The sequence below is a fragment of the Cupriavidus necator genome (genome assembly GCF_016127575.1).
In the GTDB taxonomy this organism is placed as follows: Bacteria; Pseudomonadota; Gammaproteobacteria; order Burkholderiales; family Burkholderiaceae; genus Cupriavidus; species Cupriavidus necator_D.
On sequence record NZ_CP066019.1, the window covers coordinates 2,840,432 to 2,860,294 of the forward strand.

Here is a 19,863-nt window from a genome sequence, read left to right on the forward strand (position 1 = left end):
CGGCCCCCGAATGCAAAAAAGGCAAGCGTTGAACGCTTGCCTTTTTTGTTTGCCCGCCGCGGACGGATCCGCAACGGGCGGGGTCAGCCGAGGCTGGTCAGGCCGGCTTGATTGCCGAAGCCTGCAGGCCCTTCGGGCCTTGCTTGACTTCAAACGTCACGCGCTGCCCATCCTTCAGGGTCTTGAAGCCCGAGCCCTGGATTTCCGAGAAGTGCGCGAACAGGTCTGCACCACCGTCGTCCGGGGTAATGAAGCCAAAGCCCTTGGTCTCGTTGAACCACTTGACCGTACCGGTTGCCATAGGAATTTCCTTTTCGAAGCAAGTTCTTGTACACAACGCAAACAACCGTTCAAGCACGTTGAGTTCTCGTAGATACCGAACGGAAGCCGACGAGGTTGACACGACTTGACTCGACTGTAGCGCGCATCATAACCACTTTGGATTGCGGTGTCATGTGCGGCGTAATGCGCACTATAGATACTTTAGGCACATCCCGGGCTGTTTTTCAAGCAATTTTACGGTACGGCTCGTTTCCGGCTGCCAAATGGCGGCCTCTGCTCTCTGCGTTGGCAACATATATTTTGTAAATTTGGAAAACGGTTGAAGCATCACGTGCTTTTGGCTACAGTTGCGCCTTAAGAATCAACCGCGCTTTCAGCGCTGAAAGAGAGGTCGCAGTGCCAGCCAAAATCATCACAGTCTTTAACCAGAAAGGCGGTTGCGGCAAGACTACGGTCAGCATGCACCTTGCTGGCACGCTTGGCCTGCGCGGCGCGCGCTCGATGCTGGTCGACATGGACGAGCAAGGCACCGCCACTCGCTGGGCGGCGCAGGCCAGCGACGAGCGGCCGTTCCCGGCTTCCGTGATTGGCCTGGCGCCCTCGGGCGGCGCCATGCACCGCGAAGTCCGCAAATTCGTCCAGGATTATGACTACATCGTCGTGGATTGCCCGCCGGCGGTGCATTCGGCAGCGCCCTCGAGCGCGCTGCTGATTTCGGACCTTGCCATTATTCCGGTGGTGCCTTCTCCGCCGGATCTGTGGGCGGCGGTAGCGGCCAAGACGCTGGCGCAGCACGCCCAAGTCCAGAATGAGTCCTTGCTGATCCGTGTGATGGCCAATATGGTCCAGCGCCGCGTCTCGATCGCGCGCCAGGCCATTGAAATCCTTGGCGACGACGGCGACGTACCGCTTTTGAATTCGATGATCGGGTCGCGCTCGGCATTCCGGGAATGCCAGGCGATCGGCTGCACCGTGCACGGCGTTGCCGGCGCACGCGAGGCGGTGCAGGAGGTCGACATGATGGTCGACGAAATACTGTCTTTGATTGAGCACTAGGTATGGCTACCAAACTGAAGAGCCTCAAGGCTGGCATGCTGGCCGGCATGGCGGCCGAAAAGACCCGCAACGATACGCTGGACCGCTTCGCTCGCGCGGAAGCGGCCATTTCCCAGCATCCGAATGGATTGCTGCAGGGCAGGGGAGCCGATGGCGCGCCCGTTTTCAGCGCTGAAAGTCTTGGCGAAGCCGCCGCGGGCCGGCAGCTGATCAGGATTCCGCTGGAGCAACTGCACGACAATCCTCTCAACGCGCGGCGCCTCTACGATCCCGCCGTGGTGCAGGAGCGGGCGGCATCCATTGCCACGCACGGCCAGAAGACCCCCGGCCTGGCCGCGCCCGATCCGGCGCGCCCCGGCCATTACATCCTGATCGACGGTCATTACCGCAAGCGAGCTCTGGCGTCTGCCGGCAAGCTCGAGATGGAATGTTTTGTCGAAAACGACCTGAGCGACCTGGACTTCTACCGGCTGTCGTTCATGCTCAACGAGCAGCGCTCGGACCAGTCAGCGCTGGACAATGCGATCGCCTGGCGCCAGTTGCTGGACGAAGGCAAGGTCCAGAAGGAAGAGGAAATCTGCGAGCTGACCGGCATGTCGGCCGGCACCGTGAACAAGACGCTGGCGCTGCTGCGCCTGCCCGAGTCCGTGCTGGGCGTGATGCGCGAGCGCCCGAGCGCGATCGGCATCGCCGCGGGCTATGAGCTGACGCTGTACTGCAAGCTGGCGGGCGAGGAGCGCACGCGCGAACTGGCGGCGCGCATCATCAATGACGGCCTGTCGAGCCGCGAGGTTGAAGCCATCCGCAAGCACGCGCAGGAAGGCAAGGCGCGCAAGGTCAAGGAAATCAGCCGGCAATACAAGATCCGGACCGACAGCGGCCAGTTGCTGGGCACCATCAAGGAATGGGACTCGGGACGCGTGATGCTGGACGTGCAGCTGAGCGACCGCAGTGCCCGCGAGGCGCTGGTCGAGGCCCTGAAGGCCCGCTTCGGGCTGGACAACACGCTGCTCTGAGCCGGGCAGGCAAGCCATGGCGCCGCTGCGGCAGCATTGCCGCCGCAGCGCTCAAGCCAGCAGGTCGCGCGGCGAGCGCGCGCCAAACTCCGGATCACAGGTCTTGCGGTAGCGCTCAAGCATGCTGGACAGCAGGGCATGCAGGCCACGCACCGAGTAGCCGGCCAGCGGCAATGCCGCCAGCTTGCGCTGCGCGCGCCGGGTCGGCGGCGCGGCCGGTGGACCGATCAGCGAGGCGTCTTCTGTGCCCGCACCGTCCCACTGGAGGTTGCGGTCACGCCAATGCCGGGCCAGCGCGTGCTGCGTGGCCAGGCCAAAGCCGGGCGTTCCGTCTGGCACAATGCTTTCCACACCGTCTTCCGGAACCCGCGCAGGCTGCTGCATCGGCGCCAGCGAACGCCGCGTGACCGAGGTCAGCCGGTCCAGGCTGAGCCGGTGTTCCCGCAACAGCAGGATTGCCGCATGGGCGGTCCGGTAGCGCTGGCCATCGTCGTCGCCGCCCCGGTGTTCCAGCCATGACAGGAAGGGAGCCAGGCTGGCCTCGGGAACCTGCAAGGTGTCCGGCCGCGCCGCCTCCGTTGCCGCCGAGGCATCGGTGCCGTCCGGGATCCGGGCTGGCCAGAGCGCTGTGACCGGGTAGCCGTTGGCATGCATCCAGCGGAACAGGGCGGCCAGCACCCGCATGCTATGCCGCACGCTTGCCGGACTGAGCGGGCCGGTGAACGGACGCCAGCCGGCCAGGTGGCGCGGTGCCCGCGGTCCGCACCAGCGGCTGCCCGGTTCGGGCTGCGCCAGGAAGCCCAGGTAGGCCCGGCGGTCGTCCAGATCGAGCTGCGACAGGCCCTTGCGCCGCTCCAGTGCTGCCCATAGCAGCAAGCGCTCCGCCTCCTTGCGGTAGGCCGAGAACGTGCTGCCGCTGTCGCCGGCGGCATCGCGCAGCCAGGCCTGGACGACGTCGAGGCCCTGACTGTACGGGCAGCTGGCGTCAGCGGCTAACGCGGGCGACGCGGTCATCCATTCCAGCGGCAACGGCTGGCGCATCCCTGGTCCCAGCCTGCCTCGCTCGAGCAGAGTCCGGTTGCCGACGTGCGCGCCCAGCAGCGGCTTGCCGTCCGGGTCCCGGAAGGCAGCACGGTTCTCGCTGAGCCAGCGGTTGACGGCCGCGCCGGCAAGCGCGCCAATGCGCGGGACGGCCCGCCACCAGGCGCTGCCGCGTCGGTTTGCAAGCTCAAAAAGAGAATTAAGGGTCACAATTTCAGCCTTGCGCAAGCGTCGCGCCAAGGCTGGTGCAAACCACAACTCCACGCCGTGCTGGGGGCGCGGCGCCGCCGTACCCAACCGTTCGAGCTCAGCCAGCGCGTCGACGCGGCGATCCATGCCGCGGTTGGAGCGGCCAGGGCCGGCCAGCAGCAGTTCGGCCAGGTCCGCCCGTCCGTGCAGGTGCGCGAGCTGGACCATCCGGTCGCGCAGGGCAAGCAGGATCCGCAGCGCAGACTCGGCCCCGGCTTCGTCGTCATCGGCTTCGTCGGCCAGGTAGCGGGGCACCACCATGGCCGCCGGCATGCCCTGCACATAGGCGCGTACCGCCGCAAATTCGCTGCGGGTGAGGCTGACCATCATCATTCCAGGAATCATCGGCAGGTATGCGCTGAATGGCTAACTTCTTGATTTATAAGGCACTTGAAGCGAGCGAGAATTCATCCGGCCCGAAATGCATAGATAAATACAATGCCGATAATTTTATGCGCGTTTTCACTGGAAAGTCATCCCCGCTGCCCTTGTGGCATCCGTATGCTGGTGTCAGGCAGTGCTCGGGGAAAACCCGCCGCAGCGCACCATCACCTTGCATTCGACCTACGCGTTTCATATGCTGCAGGTCAGGAGTTATAAATACTTAGATCAGACTTCAGTCGCATCTAAGACTCTTTCTACATAAGCGTCTTAACACGCAAAACGGGGCGATCCGGTATCTCCACGGGAAGGACGGACCTGCAGCCTGACGGGAAGGCTGCCGGGCGGTCTGGAGCGATGGCGGATCGTATGGAAGTGCAACCGCAAGATAGCGGAGCATTTCCGACAAGCAAGCGCGGATTGTCGCAGGGTCCGAACTTGCCGCAATAATAAGAGAGCGGCCATGGCCACCATCCTCTTGATCGAGCCTCACCCCCTCCTGCGCCTGGGTCTGCGCCATCTGCTGGCCCAAGCACATATTCCTGGTGACCTGATCGATATCGATCCCCTCGCCCCAGTCGATTCAGATTTGTGGCTGTACGATGCCGACCTGCTGATCTATGGCCTGCCAGCCGATCACGCCGGCGGCTGGGCCATGCTGGAGGAACTGTGCCAGCGGCTACGCCCGCAGCGCGTGCTGGTCCTCAGCGATCAGGCGGCCCCATCGCTGCCGGATGCAGGCTTGCCTGACCCGGTGCGCGGCTGCGTGGCCAAGAGCTGCAGTGCGGATGCGCTCGATGCCGCGGTGCGCCTGGTGCTGGCCGGCGGCGAGTGCTTCCCGGCGCGTGCCCAAGGCAGCCACCATGCCTGGCAATCGGAACTCGATGCCGGCCATACCCCGGTGGCAAGCAGCGCAGGGCAGGGCGAGGCCCGGGTCGTGGCGCTGCGCGCAGGCATCGGCGAGGCCGTGCTCGAGCATGCGGTGCCCGCGCCCCAGCGCCATTTCCAGGCGCACGCGACGTACCACGAAACCCCGTCGGCCGGCGCGCACCTGCTGAACATCACCGAACGCCAGTACGAAGTGCTGGCGCTGCTGGCTCGGGGCTATCCCATCAAGACGGTCAGCCGCATGCTGAATATCTCGGTGGCCACCGCGAAGACGCATGCCTGCACGCTGTACCAGCGCCTGCACGTACGCAACAAGGGCGAAGCCGTCTACGTTGCCCTGCAGAAGGGTGCCACGCTCAACTGGGCCGGGCCCGCCACGCCCGTCAATCCGGTGACCCGGGTGCCGGCACCTGATCCCACCTGCCAGGCTGCGTGACGGGTGGCGGCGCGGCGTTCACGGGTCGCGCCTCATCCTTCTGGCGTGCGGCTCTCGGCCAAAAGCATGAGGCAATGGCAGCGGCGGCTTGCTACCTTGTGATGAAAGGCATCTGCAGACACTTTTTCCGGCGGCTGGCGCTGCCCTGATGCCCTGCAAGGCGGGCCGCCCCGCGGCCCGGATCCCGACCCGGTGGCAAGCGCATCTGCGGCCCGGGCCAGCTGCCAGACCGAGTCAATGCCGACCTATCTCATCGCCAGCAATGAAATGATGTGCCGTGTCCTGGCGCGTCGCCTGAACGCACTGGACGTGCCGCAGCCGATCACGTGGCGCACGCCGCAGTGGCTGCATGAATCGGCGCGCGCATCGACGCAGGCTTCGTCATCGGAGCCATCGCCGGACCCGGCCGATATCGCGCTGATCGATTGCAGCGCACTGGAGGGCGACCCGCGTGCGTTGCTGGACCAGCTGCAGGCACGCCTGGCGCCACGGCGCTGGCTGGTGCTGTCCGATCGCCTCGATGCCTCGCTGATGCTGCATGCCGCGCTGCTCGGTGCCAGCGGGTGTCTCGCGCTGCCGGCACCGGTTGAACTGGTCTGCGCCGCCACCGCGCTGGTGTGGGCCGGCGGCCAGTGCTTTCCGCGCATGGCGCTGTCACTGACGGGCGCCAACGGGGCCACCTCCTCCCTCCTTTGAGCGAGCAGACCTACATCCACCGTAGGAGTGCGCATCGCACCTGATTGCCTATGCTTGATTCGCCCGGAGGCAGAAGCCAGCCCAGTTTGCAGGCAGGCCGCCCTGGGGAAGTAAGGGGGTCATATGGAGGCCGGACTGGAATTCCTCGTCGTTCGCGGCTTTGCTGTGCGCGAAGGCAGAGGCAAGTGGGCGTGCTGCTTCGAGATCAGGCTGGCTGCCAGCCTTGACCATGGTTGCCACGCGGGTGCCAACGAGGGCAGCGATGAGCCGCTGCTCTATCGCGGTGAACTGCACGGGCGTCAGTTTGACTGCGAGCTGGCCGCCGCCGACGCGGCCCGCGCGGCCGGCGAGCGCGAAGCGCGGCTGCGTGTGGAAAGCCTGAGGGCGCTGATCATTTCTCAGCATCGGCATCGCGTGCCGCCACCACTCGTGGCCTGAACCAGCAGGCATCCAGCGAGAATCAGGCACAGTGGCACCCGGCGGCCTCGCCGGGTGCCACTGTGCCTTTGTCATTCTCTTCGTCGTCGCGCAGCTTGCCAAAATGAAAATCGCCCAGTTGGGGCGATTTCATGGCAAGGTATTTGCGGAACAGGACACCAGCCGGCGAGCCAAAAAAGAAGCCCGCCGACCGGGGGACCATGCGGGCTTTGAAGGCGTGCGGGCCATACTGCCCGCCCACACGTCTCCTTGACGATAACCAATCAGTTCGCAGTCCTCCATCAACCAGAAGCACCATGCGCGCATATTTGCGGCTGAGTGCCCCCCTGAACCGCCTGAACCCTTTGCGGGTTTGTGCGCCGTCCAACAGACTGGCCAGAACCGCGCGCGCCAAGATCGCCATCATGGCCAATGGCAGCAAGTATCTGGCTCGGGTTCAGGGGGAGACGGAAAAATGACTGGTGTCAGCGCTCGGCCTGCCGTATCGCTCGTCAGGCACGCGCGCGGGCCCGGCATGGGCCGTCCGTACCCGCTCATGAAGCGGCATGGCAGGCGCGGAGGTCACTAGTGCACGGCGACACCAGGATGCGTGGACGGGGCGGACCAGGATTGCGCGGCGGCAATCCGGTGTGGTCGCACGTCAACTGCCATATCGACCTTTGGATCGAGCTGCTGCACGGGCTGGACCTGCCGCCGGTCGCGGCACTGGCCTGCGCGGTGCGGCAGGACTTCGAGGCCGACCACTTCACGCAGTGCCGCTTTCCGGATGCCGACCTGGAGCGGCTGTACGGCCTCACCGTGCACGCCCTGACGTTCTACGACTCGCTCGAGTCGCACGTTGCGGCACAGACCTCGCGCGGCCATATCGTCGTGATGGAGCTGGACAGCAGCCAGCTGCCGCCACCCCGCGGCGCCGGCTACCTGCGCCATTGCATGCCCACCTGCATTGCCATCGATGTGTTGATCCCCGAAGCCGGCGCTGTCGGCTACTACCACTCCGACGGCTACCACACCGCGACCGGCGAGGACTACGCCGCCATCATTCGCCTGGCACCGGGCGTGCGCAGTGCCGACGCGCTGCCCTTCATGCACGCCGATGTGGTCCGCCGCAACGGGCATCCGCACGCTGCCGAGACGCTGCTCGAGGCCTCGCTGGCATTGCTGCGCTTTCACCTGGGCAACCGTCCGCGCGAGAACCCCGTCACAATGTTTCGCGCGGTATTTCCCCAGCATCTCGAGCGGCTGATGGCGCGCGGGGAACCGGGCTTTCACCACTACGCGTCGGGCGTGCTGCGCCAGCTCGGCGCCAATTTCGAGCTGCTGGCGCGCTACCTGCGCTGGCTGGTGATGCACGGGCAGGAGGTGCCCGAGAAGGCGGCACAAGCCTGCTACACCATGGCCTCGGAGGCGATGGTGATGCAGTTCCGCCTGATGCGCGCGGTCATCAGCCGCAAGCCGGACCGTTGCGAAGACTGCCTGGACCAGCTCGAAGCCTCATACCTGGCCAGCGTGCCGTTGCTGGCCGCGCATTTCGGCGAGTTCAAGCCATGAGTCGGCAGATCCTGCCTGCAGCGGGCAACACTTGGCTGGTGTGCCGCCTCCGGCGTCTGGCACAGAACCGGTTCGATCCGGCGCCGGGGGCAACCCGGTGCATCCGCCTTTTGCACGATATCCCGGGTCTCATGCCGACAGCGGAGGGCATGCCATGCATCCAGCCTTGCGTGCCTGCCGTGACTGACTAGCCCGTAACAGCTTCCATCTGCCGTGCCGCCTCGCCTCGTATGGCGGCGGCGGACATCGCAGCCGCCGCGGCGCATGGAGCCCTTGTCAGCGCCCGCTTCACTCTCGCCTTTCCGTCCAACCTCCCGATGGATGACCGTTCCCCAGCCGTTCGCCTACTGTCGGAGCGCGCTGCCATGACGCTAAATAGAGGCACTGGCTTGCAAAGAGCGCCGCACCTGGGTCGGCGGCGCAGCCAGCCGGTTCTCGGAAAGCAGTCGTGCCGAGCCAGGCCGGCAGAGCGTTGTTCCCGGACTCGGGATTGGACAGGGGGTACGAAAATGATTACGCATCGATCGGATCTGCATGTCAATCACCTGCTCAGCGCGCTGCCGCGCGGCGAGTGGGAGACGCTGGCGCAGCACTTCGAGCTGGTCCGTCTGCGCGCCGGCGAACTCCTGACTGATTCCGGCCAGCGCATCGTCCATGTCTATTTCCCGACCACCGCGGTGGTATCGCTGCTGTCGCTGCTGGAGGACGGCGCGACGGTCGAGATCGCCGCGGTCGGAAACGAAGGGCTGGTCGGCATCCCGGTGGTCACCGGCGGCGACACCATGCCCAGCCGGGTGGAAGTGCGCAGCCCCGGAATGGCCTATCGCATTCCCGCGCGCCTGCTGCGCGGCGACCTGCCGCGCCTGCCCACGCTGCAGCGCGTGACGCTGCTGTACGTGCAGGCCATGCTCACGCAGATCGCACAGACCGCGGCCTGCAACCGCCACCACTCCCTGAACAAGCAACTGTGCCGCTGGCTGCTGCTGGCCATCGACCGGCTCAGCTCCAACGAGCTGGTGATTACCCAGCAGGTCATCGCCAACATGCTCGGCGTGCGCCGCGAAGGCGTGACCGAAGCGGCCGGCAAGCTGGAAGACCTGGGCCTGATCCACCACAGCCGCGGCCATATCACCGTGCTTGACCGCTGCGGGCTGGAGAAGCATTCGTGCGAGTGCTACAAGCTGGTCAAGCGCGAGTATGACCGCCTGCTGCCCGCGCTGGCCAGCGCCTGAGCGGCACGCTTCGGCGCGTGTGGCCTGCGAAGCGCGGCGTGTATACGCCGCGCCGATCCCATTTGAGGAGCTGTAGTCGTGAGCAGACTGTCATATGCCGGTGGCCCGGCTGAGAGCGCCACCCCGCGCCGTGAGGCCCAGCCGGGCGTCACGCAGGCGCGCGCGCTGATGGACCACCTCGGCTGGATTGCCGCGGCTGGCGTGGCCGGTGCGGCCGCAGGCTTGCTGGTGGCGCTGTCGGCGCCGCCGCAGTATCGCGCGCAGGCGCTGGTGCAGGTTGAGGGGCGCGATGGCGGCATGCGCAGCGTCGCCCAGATGCAGGGCCCGGCGGCCTTCGACGCAGGCCTGCTCAAGAGCCGCGCCGTGGTCGGTCCGGTGGTGGAGCGGCTGCGGCTCGATATCACCGCGCAGCCGCTGCGTGCGCCGCTGCTGGGCGCGCTGGTCCAGCGCTTTTCCACACCCGGCCAGCCGCGCGGCACCTGGCCTGCCAGCCTGGGCTATGCCTGGGGCGGCGAGCGTCTGGTAATCGCCAGCATGACCGTGCCCGAGGCGCTGGTAGACCAGCCACTCACCTTCGAGGTGCGCAGCGACGGCCGCTACCGCCTGATGCAGCAGGACACCTTGCTGCTGGAAGGGCGGGCCGGCGAGACTGCGATGGCCAACGGCATTGTGCTGCGCGTGGACAAGATCGAGGCCGGGCCCGGTACGCGCTTCCAGCTCACGCGGCACGACCTGGCCCGCACCGCCGAGTCCGTGCGCCGCGGGCTCACGGTGGAAAGCGAACGCAGTGAAACCCCGGCGAGCCTGGGCGGCGCGGCCGACCCCCTGACCGCGCCGGGCGGCACCGTGCGCGTGAGCTGGCAATACCCGGACCGCCAGCTTGCCGCCCAACTCGTCAACGGGGTCACGCGCGCCTATATCGACGGCCAGACCGACAAGCGCCGCCAGGACGCGGCCGGCACGCTCGCGTTCCTCTCGGGCGAGCTGCCGCGCGTGCAGAGCGAACTCACGCGCGCCGAAGAGGCGCTCACGCGCTACCGCGCGCGCACGGGTTCGCTGCAGCCCAGCCGCGACGCGCAGTCGTTCCTCAGCAACAGCATGGAGTACCAGCGCCAGATCGCAGCGCTCAAGCTTGAGCGCACGCGGCTGCTCCAGCGCTTCACGCCCGAGGCCAACGAGGTCCGCACCGTCGACAGCCAGATCCAGCAGATGACTCGCGAGCGCGCGGAGATCGACGCGCGTATGCAGACCCTGTCGGCCTCCGAGCGCGAATCGGTGGCGCTCACGCGTGACGTCAAGGTGGCCGAGGACATGTACATGTCCTTGCGCAGCAAGGTCGAGCAGCTGTCGCTGATGCTGTCCGACAGCTCTACCCAGATGCGCGTGGTCGATGCCGCGATCGCGCCGGTCACACCGGTCGGTCTCGGCGCGTGGCCGTTCGCCTCCGCCGGCGCCTTGCTCGGCCTGTGCCTGGGCGTGGCCGCGATCAACCTGCGCCAGCGCATGCGCCCGTCGGTGGCCAGCGCCGCCGATGCGGAACAGCGCCTGGGCATGGCCATGCTGGGCGATATCGCCTTCAGCAACGAGCAGACCGAGCTGGAACGGCTGGTCGAAGCCAAGCGCCGCCTGGGCATCGCTTCCGGCTTTGTGCTGCCGCCCAATGTGCGCCTCGGCCGGCCGGAGTCTGTCACCAGCGTGATCGACGCCGCCACGGCCGCCGCGCCCGAGGACGAACGCGCGCGCGCCGAACGGCTGCTGCGCCAGGGCCTGCACGACCAGTTCCTGCTGGCGCGGCGCGCCCCGCATTCGCTTGCCGTGGAAGGCCTGCGCACGCTGCGGGCGGCGCTGCATTTCGCGTTGCGCGATGCACCCAACTGCGTGGTTGCGGTGACCAGCCCCGCCGCCAGCGCCGGCAAGACCTTCGCCGCGGTTAACCTCGCGGTGCTGTTCGCCGAAGCCGGCCAGCGCGTGCTGCTGGTCGACGCCGACCTGCGCCGCGGCCGCGTGGCGGACTGGTTCGACCTGCCTGCCGAGCCCGGGCTGGCAGAAGTGCTCGCTGGCCGCAGCGCGATCGCCGAAGCGGTCAAGCCGAGCGTGGTCAATGGCCTGTTCCTGCTCAGCCGCGGCGCGGTGCCGGCCAATCCGTCCGAGCTGCTGATGCTGCCCGCGCTGGCGGAATCCCTGCGGCTGTGCGCGGGGCGCTTCGACCTGGTGCTGGTGGACACGCCGCCGGTGATGGCGGTGGCCGATGCCACGCTGGTGGCCAACTTGGCGGGTTCCACGCTGGTGGTGGTGCGCGCCGATGTCACGGCGACGGCGCAGGTCGATGAAACCCTCAAGCGCCTGGCGCACGCCAATGCCAGGCTGGCCGGTGGCATCCTCAACGGTGTCATGCCCCGGCGCAGCAACCGGGCGGACTTCAATACCATCAATCCTTATCTGGGGATGCCGTTGCCACGAGCGGTAGCGAAGCCTCCCGCATTGGCCGGTCAAGCCGATCGGGTAGGGAAAAACTGACGCATGCCAAAGCACGCCAGAAACCGCACCGCCATTTGTGTGGGTGTACCTGTTTCTGCGAGCGTTTGGCGGACGTTCTGAGCACACGCATTGGTGTGAAAACGCACTGATGCGCGTGCGACGTTCAGGCTCAATAGGTCACCAAGGCGTTGTACCTCAACCTGGAGCCCACCATGCGAGCAGCGATACGCACCATACTTTTGGAAGTGGCCCGACTTGACGTACCAGTTGAATCGCTGGACGACCAGGCCGATCTATACGAAGCGGGACTGTCATCACTGGCAACGGTGCAAGTCATGCTCGCGATCGAAAATACCTTCGGCATCGAGATACCTGACCGCATGCTGACTCGCCAGCTGTTCCGCAGCATCAGCACACTGGCTGCGGCGACCGAGCAGATCAAACAAGAGCAGGAGGCGGCATGAGCCCGGTCCTCGCCAGCGTCGAGCAGGCCTTTCCGCGCGCAGAGACTGCTGACGCCGCACACTTGCTGGCCGGAGCGCGCCTGGCCGCGGCAGAAGCAGCCAGGCATGCAGACCAGGTCGACGCCGATGCGTGTTTTCCGCACCAGGCGTTTGCAGTCTTGCGTGAGCAGAGGTTGCTGGGCGCCATGGTGCCGCCAGCCTGTGGCGGTGATGGCGCGTCGCTGGAAACGATCGCAGCGGTCTGCCGCGTGCTGGGCGGTGCCTGTGCCTCGACGGGAATGATCTACGCCATGCACCAGATACAGGTGGCATGCCTGGTCAATCATGCGAGCACCAGCTCGTGGCACGCGCAGCTATTGCAGCGCCTGGCCAGCGAACAATTGCTGCTGGCTTCGGCCACGTCCGAAGAGGCGATTGGCGGTGCCCTGCGCAGCAGCGGCTGCGCGGTCAACGCCGATGGCGGCAACCTGTACTTGCTCAAGATGGCTCCGACCATTTCCTATGGCGCCCATGCCGACGGGATCCTCGTCACGGCACGCCGCCATCCCGATGCCTCGCCATCGGACCAGGTCATGGTAAGCGTGCTCAAGCCAGACTACGTACTGGAAAGTCTCTCCACCTGGGATACCCTGGGCATGCGCGGCACCTGCAGCAATGGATTCCGGCTGGAAGCCCGCGGGCATACCAATCAGATCCTGCCCGTGTCGTTCGGCGAGATTGCCGACGTCACCATGACCCCCGTGTCGCACATCTTGTGGTCTGCCTTGTGGACCGGTATCGCCGCGGATGCGGTTCAGCGCGCCAAGGTGCTGTTCCAGGGCCAGGCGCGCGCCCGGCCTGGCACGCTTCCGCCCTCGGCTACGCGCGTGGCCGAAGCGGTTGCCATTATCCAGATGCTGGAGGGGCGGCTGGAACTGGCGTTGGCTCACCAACGCCAGCGTCATGCAAGCCAGAGTGTGTCGGCAATTTTCAACCTGGCGGCGGAAATGAACGGGCTCAAGACCAGCGTGTCGTCGCTGGCGCTCGAAGCGGTGCAAATCGCGATGCTGGTCTGCGGCATGGCGGGCTACAAGCATGGCACGCCGTTCAGCCTGGGACGCCACCTGCGGGATCTGTGGTCCGCCCCCTTGATGATCAACAACGATCGCATATTGACCAATACCGCCAATCTGCTACTGGCGGACCGGTCCGCCTGAGGAGCCGTCCATGGACGATACCAGCAACGCTTACGTGCCAGGCGACGACGCATCCGTTGCCCCGGGTGACCATTCTGCCATGGCCAGGCCGGCGCAGGATCCTGACACGGGCCGCCGTGCTTACCGGCAGGCGCTGATTGACGCCCGCGTGCTCTTTCCCTCGACGGTCGATGGCATTTATGGCCGTAGCGGACTGTTCGAGAGTATTGCCGACGGCTTGAACTACGCCGTCAGCAAACTGGGCGCCGACCAGGACGCGGAGGTGATGCGATTTCCTCCTGCCATGCCGCGCAAGGATTTCGAAGCGAGCGAGTATCTCAAGGGCTTTCCCCAACTGGCAGGGACGGTGCATTGCTTCTGTGGCGGCGATCGCGAACATCATCGACTCCTGGCGCGCCTGGAGCGCGGTGAGGAATGGGCCGATCAGCAGCAGCCCACCGATGTGGTGCTGGCGCCCGCGGCGTGCTATCCCGTCTACCCTGTGGTGGCCAGCCGCGGTCCGATGCCTCGGGAAGGGCTGGTGGTTGACGTGTTGACGTATTGCTTCCGTCATGAACCTTCGATCGACCCTGCACGCATGCAGATGTTCCGCCAGCGCGAATATGTCCGGCTCGGCACGGCCGAGCAGATCGTGGAATTCCGTCAACGTTGGATGGAACGTGGCACGCAACTGGCCAGCCTGCTTGGCTTGCCGCATGAGGTTGACGTGGCGAACGATCCGTTCTTTGGGCGTGGCGGCAAGATCGTGGCCGACAGCCAGCGCGAGCTCAAGCTGAAGTTCGAGTTGCTGGTGCCGATCAATGATGGCGCGCCGCCCACGGCTTGCATGAGTTTCAACTACCACATGGACCATTTCGCGCACGCATGGCCGTTGCGTACCGCGGACGGCGCGCCGGCGCACACCGGCTGCGTGGGCTTTGGCATCGAGCGCCTGACGCTGGCCTTGCTGCGTCACCACGGCTTCAAGCCGGCGAACTGGCCCCAGCGGGTGCGTGACGTGCTCGGAGGCATCTGAGACGGAGCGGCATTGAGACGTGAGCAGATGCCGCATCCATTCGGCCCATGCAGATGCAGTGCCGACCGATGCGCCTGGTGGTCCGCCCTGCATCGAACTTCTGCAGCCGCCCGGAGCAGCGAGGCATGCTCCGCGTGGCCAGCGTTCCAGCACGGGCAGGCTGTCACGGGAGAGGCAGTCCATGAAGTCGCAAACTTATCCTGACACAAGCATTCTTGCGTCCGGTCAGCAAGCACTCCCCGGCGGCCGCCCGGGCGTTGCCATCGGCAGTACCGCGCTCGGCGGCGAGTGGACATGGGTGCAGACACCCGCCGGCGCGGCCGAAAGCCCCGCTGCATTGGATCCTGCCGCAGGCTGGCTGCCGGCCCCAGTGCCCGGCACGGTGGCCAGCGCGCTGCGCGCCGCCGGGCGATGGGACGACGCAATGCCGCCGCCATTGCACCAGTATGACCATTGGTATCGTGTGAACTTTGCCGGCCGCGGCCGGCGCGTGCTGCGCTTTAACGGGCTCGCCACGGTGGTCGAAGCCTGGCTGAACGGAAAGCTTGTGCTGAGCGCGCGGCATATGTTTGTCGCTCATGAAGTCGAGGTCGACCTGGACGGCGACAACCTGATGCACCTCTGCTTCCGTGCGCTCCATCCGTGGTTGCGCAAGCAGCGCGGCCCGGTGCGGTGGAAGCCAAGAATGATCGTGCCACCAATCCTGCGGGCGATTCGCACGACCCTGCTTGGCCACATGCCGGGCTGGTGCCCGCCGGTCCATGCGGTTGGGCCCTGGCGGCCGGTGGAACTGCTTGACCCGGCCAGTGACGACATCCTGCATGGCGTGCGCGCTGATCTGTGGGGGCGGGTGCAAGGAGATCGCGGTGTGATTGGCCTGCACCTGCACTTCCCGGCATCCGCGCCAGCGTCTGGATCGTTCGAGGCCATCGACGGCGAGGGATGCATCTATCCGGGCTCGCTGTCGCGTACCGACAGGTTCACACTCGAAGGCACAGTCTGCGTTGAACGTCCAAAGCTCTGGTGGCCGCATACGCACGGTGAACCCCACCTCTACCGTGTGGATGCAACCATCGAGGGACGCGCCATCCACTGCGGACGGGTTGGCTTTCGCACCATATCATTGGATTGTTCAAGCGATGCCGGGGCCTTCGCACTGCGCATCAACGGAGAGCCGCTGTTCTGCCGGGGGGCGTGCATCTCCAGCAATGATCTGCACGGCCTTGCCGACACGGATGAAGCATCCCGGCACTGGCTGGAGCTGGCGCGCCGGGGCGGGATGAACATGGTGCGGATCAGCGGCGTCACGTGCTATCCGGGCGCGGCCTTCTACCGGATATGTGACGAACTTGGCTTGCTGGTCTGGCACGATTTCATGTTCGCCAATTTTGATTATGGCAGCATCGGACCGGGCCTCGGCCTCACCGAGGACATCACGCGCGAAGTTGGCGACTGGCTAAGCGCCACCCTAACCCATCCGAGCATTGCCGTGCTGTGTGGCGGCAGCGAGGCAGAGCAGCAGGCGGCAATGATGGGCGTCTCGCGCAGCGACTGGAAGCAGCCACTGTTCGACGAACTGATCCGGGGCTTGGTTGCCGCCAAGCGGCCGGACGTAGTGTATGTCGGCAATTCGCCAACTGGCGGCGCGTGGCCGTTCCAGCCGGACACTGGTGTGAGTCATTACTACGGCGTTGGAGCCTACCAGCGACCGTTGGCGGATGCGCGCTTGGCGCAAGTGCGCTTTGCTTCCGAATGTCTGGCATTTGCCAATGTGCCCTGCGAGCGCACGCTGGCGGAACACGGTTTGTCGCAGCCGCTGCATTCGCCCCGCTGGAAAGCCACAATACCCCGCGACGCGGGCGCACCGTGGGATTTCGAGGATGTACGTGAGTACTACCTGCGAACCTTGTACGAAGTGGATCCACCGCGCCTACGATATGAGCAGCCGCAGCGTTACCTGGTGCTGTCCCGTGCGGTGGTCGCGGAGGTGATGACAGAAGTCTTCAGCGAATGGCGCCGGGTCGGGTCAAGCTGTGCCGGCGGACTGATCTGGCAATTGCAGGATCTCGTGCCCGGAGCCGGCTGGGGCATCGTCGATGCGTGCGGGCGGCCAAAGTCGGCCTGGCATGCCCTGCGGCAGGTCTGGCAACCGCTGCAGGTATTGATTACCGATGAAGGGCTCAACGGACTGCACGTGCATGCGATCAACGAAACGCCGCAACCGCACGCGCTGTCGCTGACGCTGCGCTGCCTGCGCGACGGCGAGACAGTTGTGGCCGAAGCCCGGCACAGCCTGTTATTGCCGGCGCGTGGCGCGGCGCGCATTGAAGCAGCGGCGCTGCTGGACCGCTTCTTCGACTTCACCTATGCGTATCGCTTCGGCCCGCCGACGCACGATGTGGTCGTGGTCACGCTGCATGCTGCCGACAGCGGCGAGCCGCTGAGCCAGGCCGTCTACCTTCCTGACCGCCGTGCCGCCGCGCTGAAGCCCCCCGGGTTGCGAGCCAGGCTCGAGCAAGTCGACGGTGACTGGTGGCTGACGGTATCCGCGCAGCGCTTCGCACGTTGGGTTCACATCGACGATCATGCCTTTCAAGCGACCGATAACTGGTTCCATCTCGCGCCCGGCAGCAGCCGGCGTCTGCGGTTGGTGCATGAGGCGGGGAAGGCTGGCGCGCACGCTCCCGCGATTCCTTCCGGCGAGATCCACGCGGTCAATGCGGAGCATCCACTTGGCTATGATGGCTGACCGCCGAGCCGGGCGCCGTTGCTGTTGCGGCGCTCATGCCCCGGGATGCCCGCCGTAGAACATGGCGGGCACCCCCGGCCCTATGCGCAGACTTGGTGGGACGTGCCGAACGCCGACAGCAAGCCCTCCATGGTCCTGTCATAGCAGGACTCCAGCGTGTCCAGGCAATCCGTGCAGGAGTCCACCCGCCGGCGCGCGACCGCTCGAGCAAGCCGGAACTGCAAGACCTTACTCTCGGTCGCAATGCTGCGTGCGGCGTCAGCCACAGCCTTGGGCGCATTGTATTTTTGCTCGCTGAGCCAGGCCAGCCAGTGGTGCAGCATTTCGAAGTTGGCGCCGAGCTGACGCGGAAAATTGAAGGAGTACAGGTGGAAATAGGCGTCGTCACGCGCCAGCAGGGTATCCATATGCTCGCCGAACACCTGTCGCCAGCAGGCCACCGGGTTGGCTGCAGGGCGTCTGCCCAGGTGGTAGCGCAGCAGGCCGACCGAAGCGTCGACCAATGCGGATGACGCGAGCGGCGGGCGCACGCGCTTAGCGCATTCGGCATAGGGGAACAAGATGTTGCCGTTGCCGCTGAGATCAGGGAGAAGCCGCAACAGGCCGCGATAGTTCTCCTCCTGCGCGCTGTGATAGCCGAGGCCGTGGTAGTACCAGAGGCGCTGCGCCTGGCCGTCAATGCGGTCAATGGCGACGGTGGTCTTGACGTGCTCGCGCCGGTACGCCGTGGCATGCGTGTCGGGCAGATAGTAGCTGTCGGCTTCGAGCAGCACGGTGTGACCGCGTTCGACCTGGGCCATGACGTGCGCCTGGAGCGTGTCGTAGACCGCCATTTCTTGCACAACCGTCCCGTACAGCGTCTCCAGGTCCAACTGCGGATACTTGAAGAAGGTAAAGTGATCACCCTCAAAGTCTTGCGCCACGGTAAAAGCCAGTCCCGCGCGCGGTTCGAGACCCCAGCGGTGGAGCAGTTCGACCCACAAGTCGATGTAGCAGTTGGTTTCCTGCCAGATGGCCTCGGCGCTATGCAGCGGGTGGGGATCCGCAATCGCCGGCAGGGTGGCGCCGAATCCGCCGCCGCCCTCGCTGCGTGCTGTGCTTGCCTTCATGTCCGGTCCTCCACATCTGTCATGTCCCAAGGCGTGGTCTGCCGGCCTGGGTGTGGACTCCAAATCTAGCGAGTTGGCCTTCGCTCTTCGGTGCGCTCTCCAACAGACTCGGAGGCCTTTCGGCTGGGTCGAGAGCGGTGCAGGGAGTGCTCCCTCGAGCGGCGGCCAAATGTGAGATAGCCAACGGTGCGAAGGCACACTTGCAGACAGAATTGCTCAAAGCTCCATCCGGATTCGCGTGCCAATGGATGGACAGCGGGCCGAAGAGCAACGCACCGGGAGCACGACATGGGGCAAAAGCTATCAACAGTGCAGTCGCTGCGCGCCATCGCGGCGACGGCGGTGGTCGCCTATCATTCGGCCGCCACGATAAGGATCTTCGGGTGGACGCCCGGTGCTCTCAGCCATGCGAGCGAGTGGGGATGGAGCGGCGTCGATATTTTCTTCTTCATTTCCGGGTTTGTGATGGTGGCCACGACCTCGGGCCGGCTTCGCGGAGCGCAGGCGGCAAAGGATTTCATGGTTGCCCGGCTCATGCGAATCGCACCGATGTACTGGATTCTCACCAGCCTGATGCTGGCAGTCGTGTGGGTGGTACCGAGTCTTAAGAATTCCGAGTTCACGGCGATGCAAATTGTGACCTCCTATCTCTTTATCCCATACGAGGTCAAAGAGCACGGTAACGCCTACCCGATTCTCTATGTCGGCTGGACGCTGGTCTATGAGATGTTCTTCTATGCGGTTTTCGCCATCTCGATCTGCTTCTCGGAGCGATGCATGCGTTGGGCCTTGCCCGCCTTCTTTGCAGGGCTTTCGGTACTGTCGCTCACCAGGCCAACGCTATATATCTTCAGGTTCCTGACCTCCCCCCTGCTGCTGGAATTCGTACTCGGCTGCCTGGTCGCCTGGCTCTACAAATTCGGCTATCGGATCTCCAGGCGGGCTTCTTTCTCCCTGATCGCGGCCGGAGTTTTCGGCTTCCTTGTGCTGACCCCCGGTTCTTCGATGGAGGACAGAGTGGTCTTTGCGGGAATCCCCGCGGCGCTGCTGGTTTCCGGGATGGTGTTCTGGGAGAGCGCCGAGGGCTGGATAGGAGGTAGCTGGTTGCAGGGCATTGGCGATTCCTCATACTCGTTATATCTGTTGCAGGCCTTCACGGTTCCGGCATTTGCCCGGCTGTTCTCCGCGATGGACAAGCACAGGGTCTTGCCAGGCGACATTGCATGCGTGTTGTTGGTGATTGCGACGATGATGGTTTCGTTGCTTACTTATCGACTTGTCGAGAAAAGAATTGACGCAAAACTGGGCAAGCTTCGCCAGGGTCTTCGGAGAGTTCCTGCTTCCGGTAGCGGAAGACCGGAAGAGCCGGCGGCGCGGCCGGCAGGTCGAGACCGAGGGGTATAGCGGAGGTGGCGTGCGTTCTGTGGTCATCGCCACATAGCAGTGCAACGTTCGCTTTCCGCCGCAACTATACTGAGCCAGCGTGGCGTGTGGCGGCCACTAATGACTTGCCCGGCCCGGCAAGTGCCGGCGCGGCATGCAGGCTCCCTCCCCCATTCGACGCTTACCCCCTCTGGACCTACATG

At 65.3% G+C, this 19,863-nt stretch carries 17 protein-coding genes; 13 read left to right on the top strand and 4 right to left on the bottom strand.

Annotation, left to right across the window (positions count from 1 at the left end):
- Positions 1–97: 97 nt before the first annotated feature.
- On the bottom strand, positions 98–301 hold the full coding sequence (locus I6H87_RS31750; RefSeq protein WP_006159056.1) for a cold-shock protein: 204 nt from the start codon (positions 299–301) through the stop codon (positions 98–100).
- 377 nt (positions 302–678) lie between these two features.
- Here I6H87_RS31750 and I6H87_RS31755 point away from each other — a divergent pair, with 377 nt between their 5' ends.
- Together I6H87_RS31755 and I6H87_RS31760 are read left to right on the top strand one after the other, a co-directional pair.
- Complete coding sequence (locus I6H87_RS31755) at positions 679–1,338, top strand: AAA family ATPase (protein WP_010811147.1); 660 nt, start codon at positions 679–681, stop codon at positions 1,336–1,338.
- A 2-nt stretch (positions 1,339–1,340) separates the two neighbouring features.
- A complete protein-coding gene (locus I6H87_RS31760; RefSeq protein WP_010811146.1) occupies positions 1,341–2,354 on the top strand; it encodes a ParB/RepB/Spo0J family partition protein in 1,014 nt (337 codons plus the stop codon).
- 51 nt (positions 2,355–2,405) lie between these two features.
- Here the strand turns inward: I6H87_RS31760 and I6H87_RS31765 are convergent, their stop codons facing one another.
- Positions 2,406–3,977, bottom strand: coding sequence for a phage integrase family protein (locus tag I6H87_RS31765; RefSeq protein ID WP_136227836.1), 1,572 nt, complete (start codon positions 3,975–3,977; stop codon positions 2,406–2,408).
- Positions 3,978–4,488: 511 nt separating this feature from the next.
- Here I6H87_RS31765 and I6H87_RS31770 point away from each other — a divergent pair.
- From I6H87_RS31770 to I6H87_RS31780, 3 genes are all read left to right on the top strand, one after another.
- The gene (locus I6H87_RS31770; protein WP_010811144.1) at positions 4,489–5,349 is read left to right on the top strand and encodes a helix-turn-helix transcriptional regulator; all 861 of its coding nucleotides are present in this window, start codon (positions 4,489–4,491) and stop codon (positions 5,347–5,349) included.
- Positions 5,350–5,586: 237 nt separating this feature from the next.
- Positions 5,587–6,045: a response regulator transcription factor gene (locus I6H87_RS31775; protein WP_041687890.1), complete on the top strand. Its 459-nt coding sequence runs from the start codon at positions 5,587–5,589 to the stop codon at positions 6,043–6,045.
- A gap of 123 nt (positions 6,046–6,168) precedes the next feature.
- Complete coding sequence (locus I6H87_RS31780) at positions 6,169–6,483, top strand: hypothetical protein (RefSeq protein WP_011616299.1); 315 nt, start codon at positions 6,169–6,171, stop codon at positions 6,481–6,483.
- 22 nt (positions 6,484–6,505) lie between these two features.
- On the opposite strand, the gene I6H87_RS31785 is transcribed toward I6H87_RS31780, so the two are convergent.
- Complete coding sequence (locus I6H87_RS31785) at positions 6,506–6,889, bottom strand: hypothetical protein (protein ID WP_136227837.1); 384 nt, start codon at positions 6,887–6,889, stop codon at positions 6,506–6,508.
- A gap of 161 nt (positions 6,890–7,050) precedes the next feature.
- Here I6H87_RS31785 and I6H87_RS31790 point away from each other — a divergent pair, with 161 nt between their 5' ends.
- From I6H87_RS31790 to I6H87_RS31820, 7 genes are all read left to right on the top strand, one after another.
- The gene (locus tag I6H87_RS31790; protein WP_011616301.1) at positions 7,051–8,034 is read left to right on the top strand and encodes a DUF1839 family protein; all 984 of its coding nucleotides are present in this window, start codon (positions 7,051–7,053) and stop codon (positions 8,032–8,034) included.
- A gap of 509 nt (positions 8,035–8,543) precedes the next feature.
- Positions 8,544–9,266, top strand: a complete 723-nt coding sequence (locus I6H87_RS31795) for a Crp/Fnr family transcriptional regulator (protein ID WP_010811139.1) — start codon at positions 8,544–8,546, stop codon at positions 9,264–9,266.
- Between the two features lie 78 nt (positions 9,267–9,344).
- Positions 9,345–11,783 (top strand): polysaccharide biosynthesis tyrosine autokinase, encoded by a 2,439-nt coding sequence (locus tag I6H87_RS31800; protein WP_011616302.1) that lies wholly within the window; start codon positions 9,345–9,347, stop codon positions 11,781–11,783.
- A gap of 173 nt (positions 11,784–11,956) precedes the next feature.
- On the top strand, positions 11,957–12,208 hold the full coding sequence (locus tag I6H87_RS31805) for an acyl carrier protein (RefSeq protein ID WP_010811137.1): 252 nt from the start codon (positions 11,957–11,959) through the stop codon (positions 12,206–12,208).
- Positions 12,205–13,404, top strand: a complete 1,200-nt coding sequence (locus I6H87_RS31810) for an acyl-CoA dehydrogenase family protein (RefSeq protein ID WP_011616303.1) — start codon at positions 12,205–12,207, stop codon at positions 13,402–13,404. The genes I6H87_RS31805 and I6H87_RS31810 overlap by 4 nt, the downstream gene beginning before the upstream one ends.
- Positions 13,405–13,414: 10 nt before the next feature.
- Positions 13,415–14,419: an amino acid--[acyl-carrier-protein] ligase gene (locus I6H87_RS31815; protein WP_010811135.1), complete on the top strand. Its 1,005-nt coding sequence runs from the start codon at positions 13,415–13,417 to the stop codon at positions 14,417–14,419.
- Between the two features lie 181 nt (positions 14,420–14,600).
- Positions 14,601–17,168, top strand: coding sequence for a beta-mannosidase (locus I6H87_RS31820; RefSeq protein ID WP_010811134.1), 2,568 nt, complete (start codon positions 14,601–14,603; stop codon positions 17,166–17,168).
- 80 nt (positions 17,169–17,248) lie between these two features.
- Here I6H87_RS31820 and I6H87_RS31825 read toward each other — a convergent pair whose 3' ends face one another.
- Positions 17,249–18,277: a DUF1839 family protein gene (locus tag I6H87_RS31825; protein ID WP_011616304.1), complete on the bottom strand. Its 1,029-nt coding sequence runs from the start codon at positions 18,275–18,277 to the stop codon at positions 17,249–17,251.
- Positions 18,278–18,565: 288 nt separating this feature from the next.
- Here I6H87_RS31825 and I6H87_RS31830 point away from each other — a divergent pair, with 288 nt between their 5' ends.
- Positions 18,566–19,681: an acyltransferase family protein gene (locus tag I6H87_RS31830; protein WP_010811132.1), complete on the top strand. Its 1,116-nt coding sequence runs from the start codon at positions 18,566–18,568 to the stop codon at positions 19,679–19,681.
- The last annotated feature ends 182 nt before the right edge of the window (positions 19,682–19,863 follow it).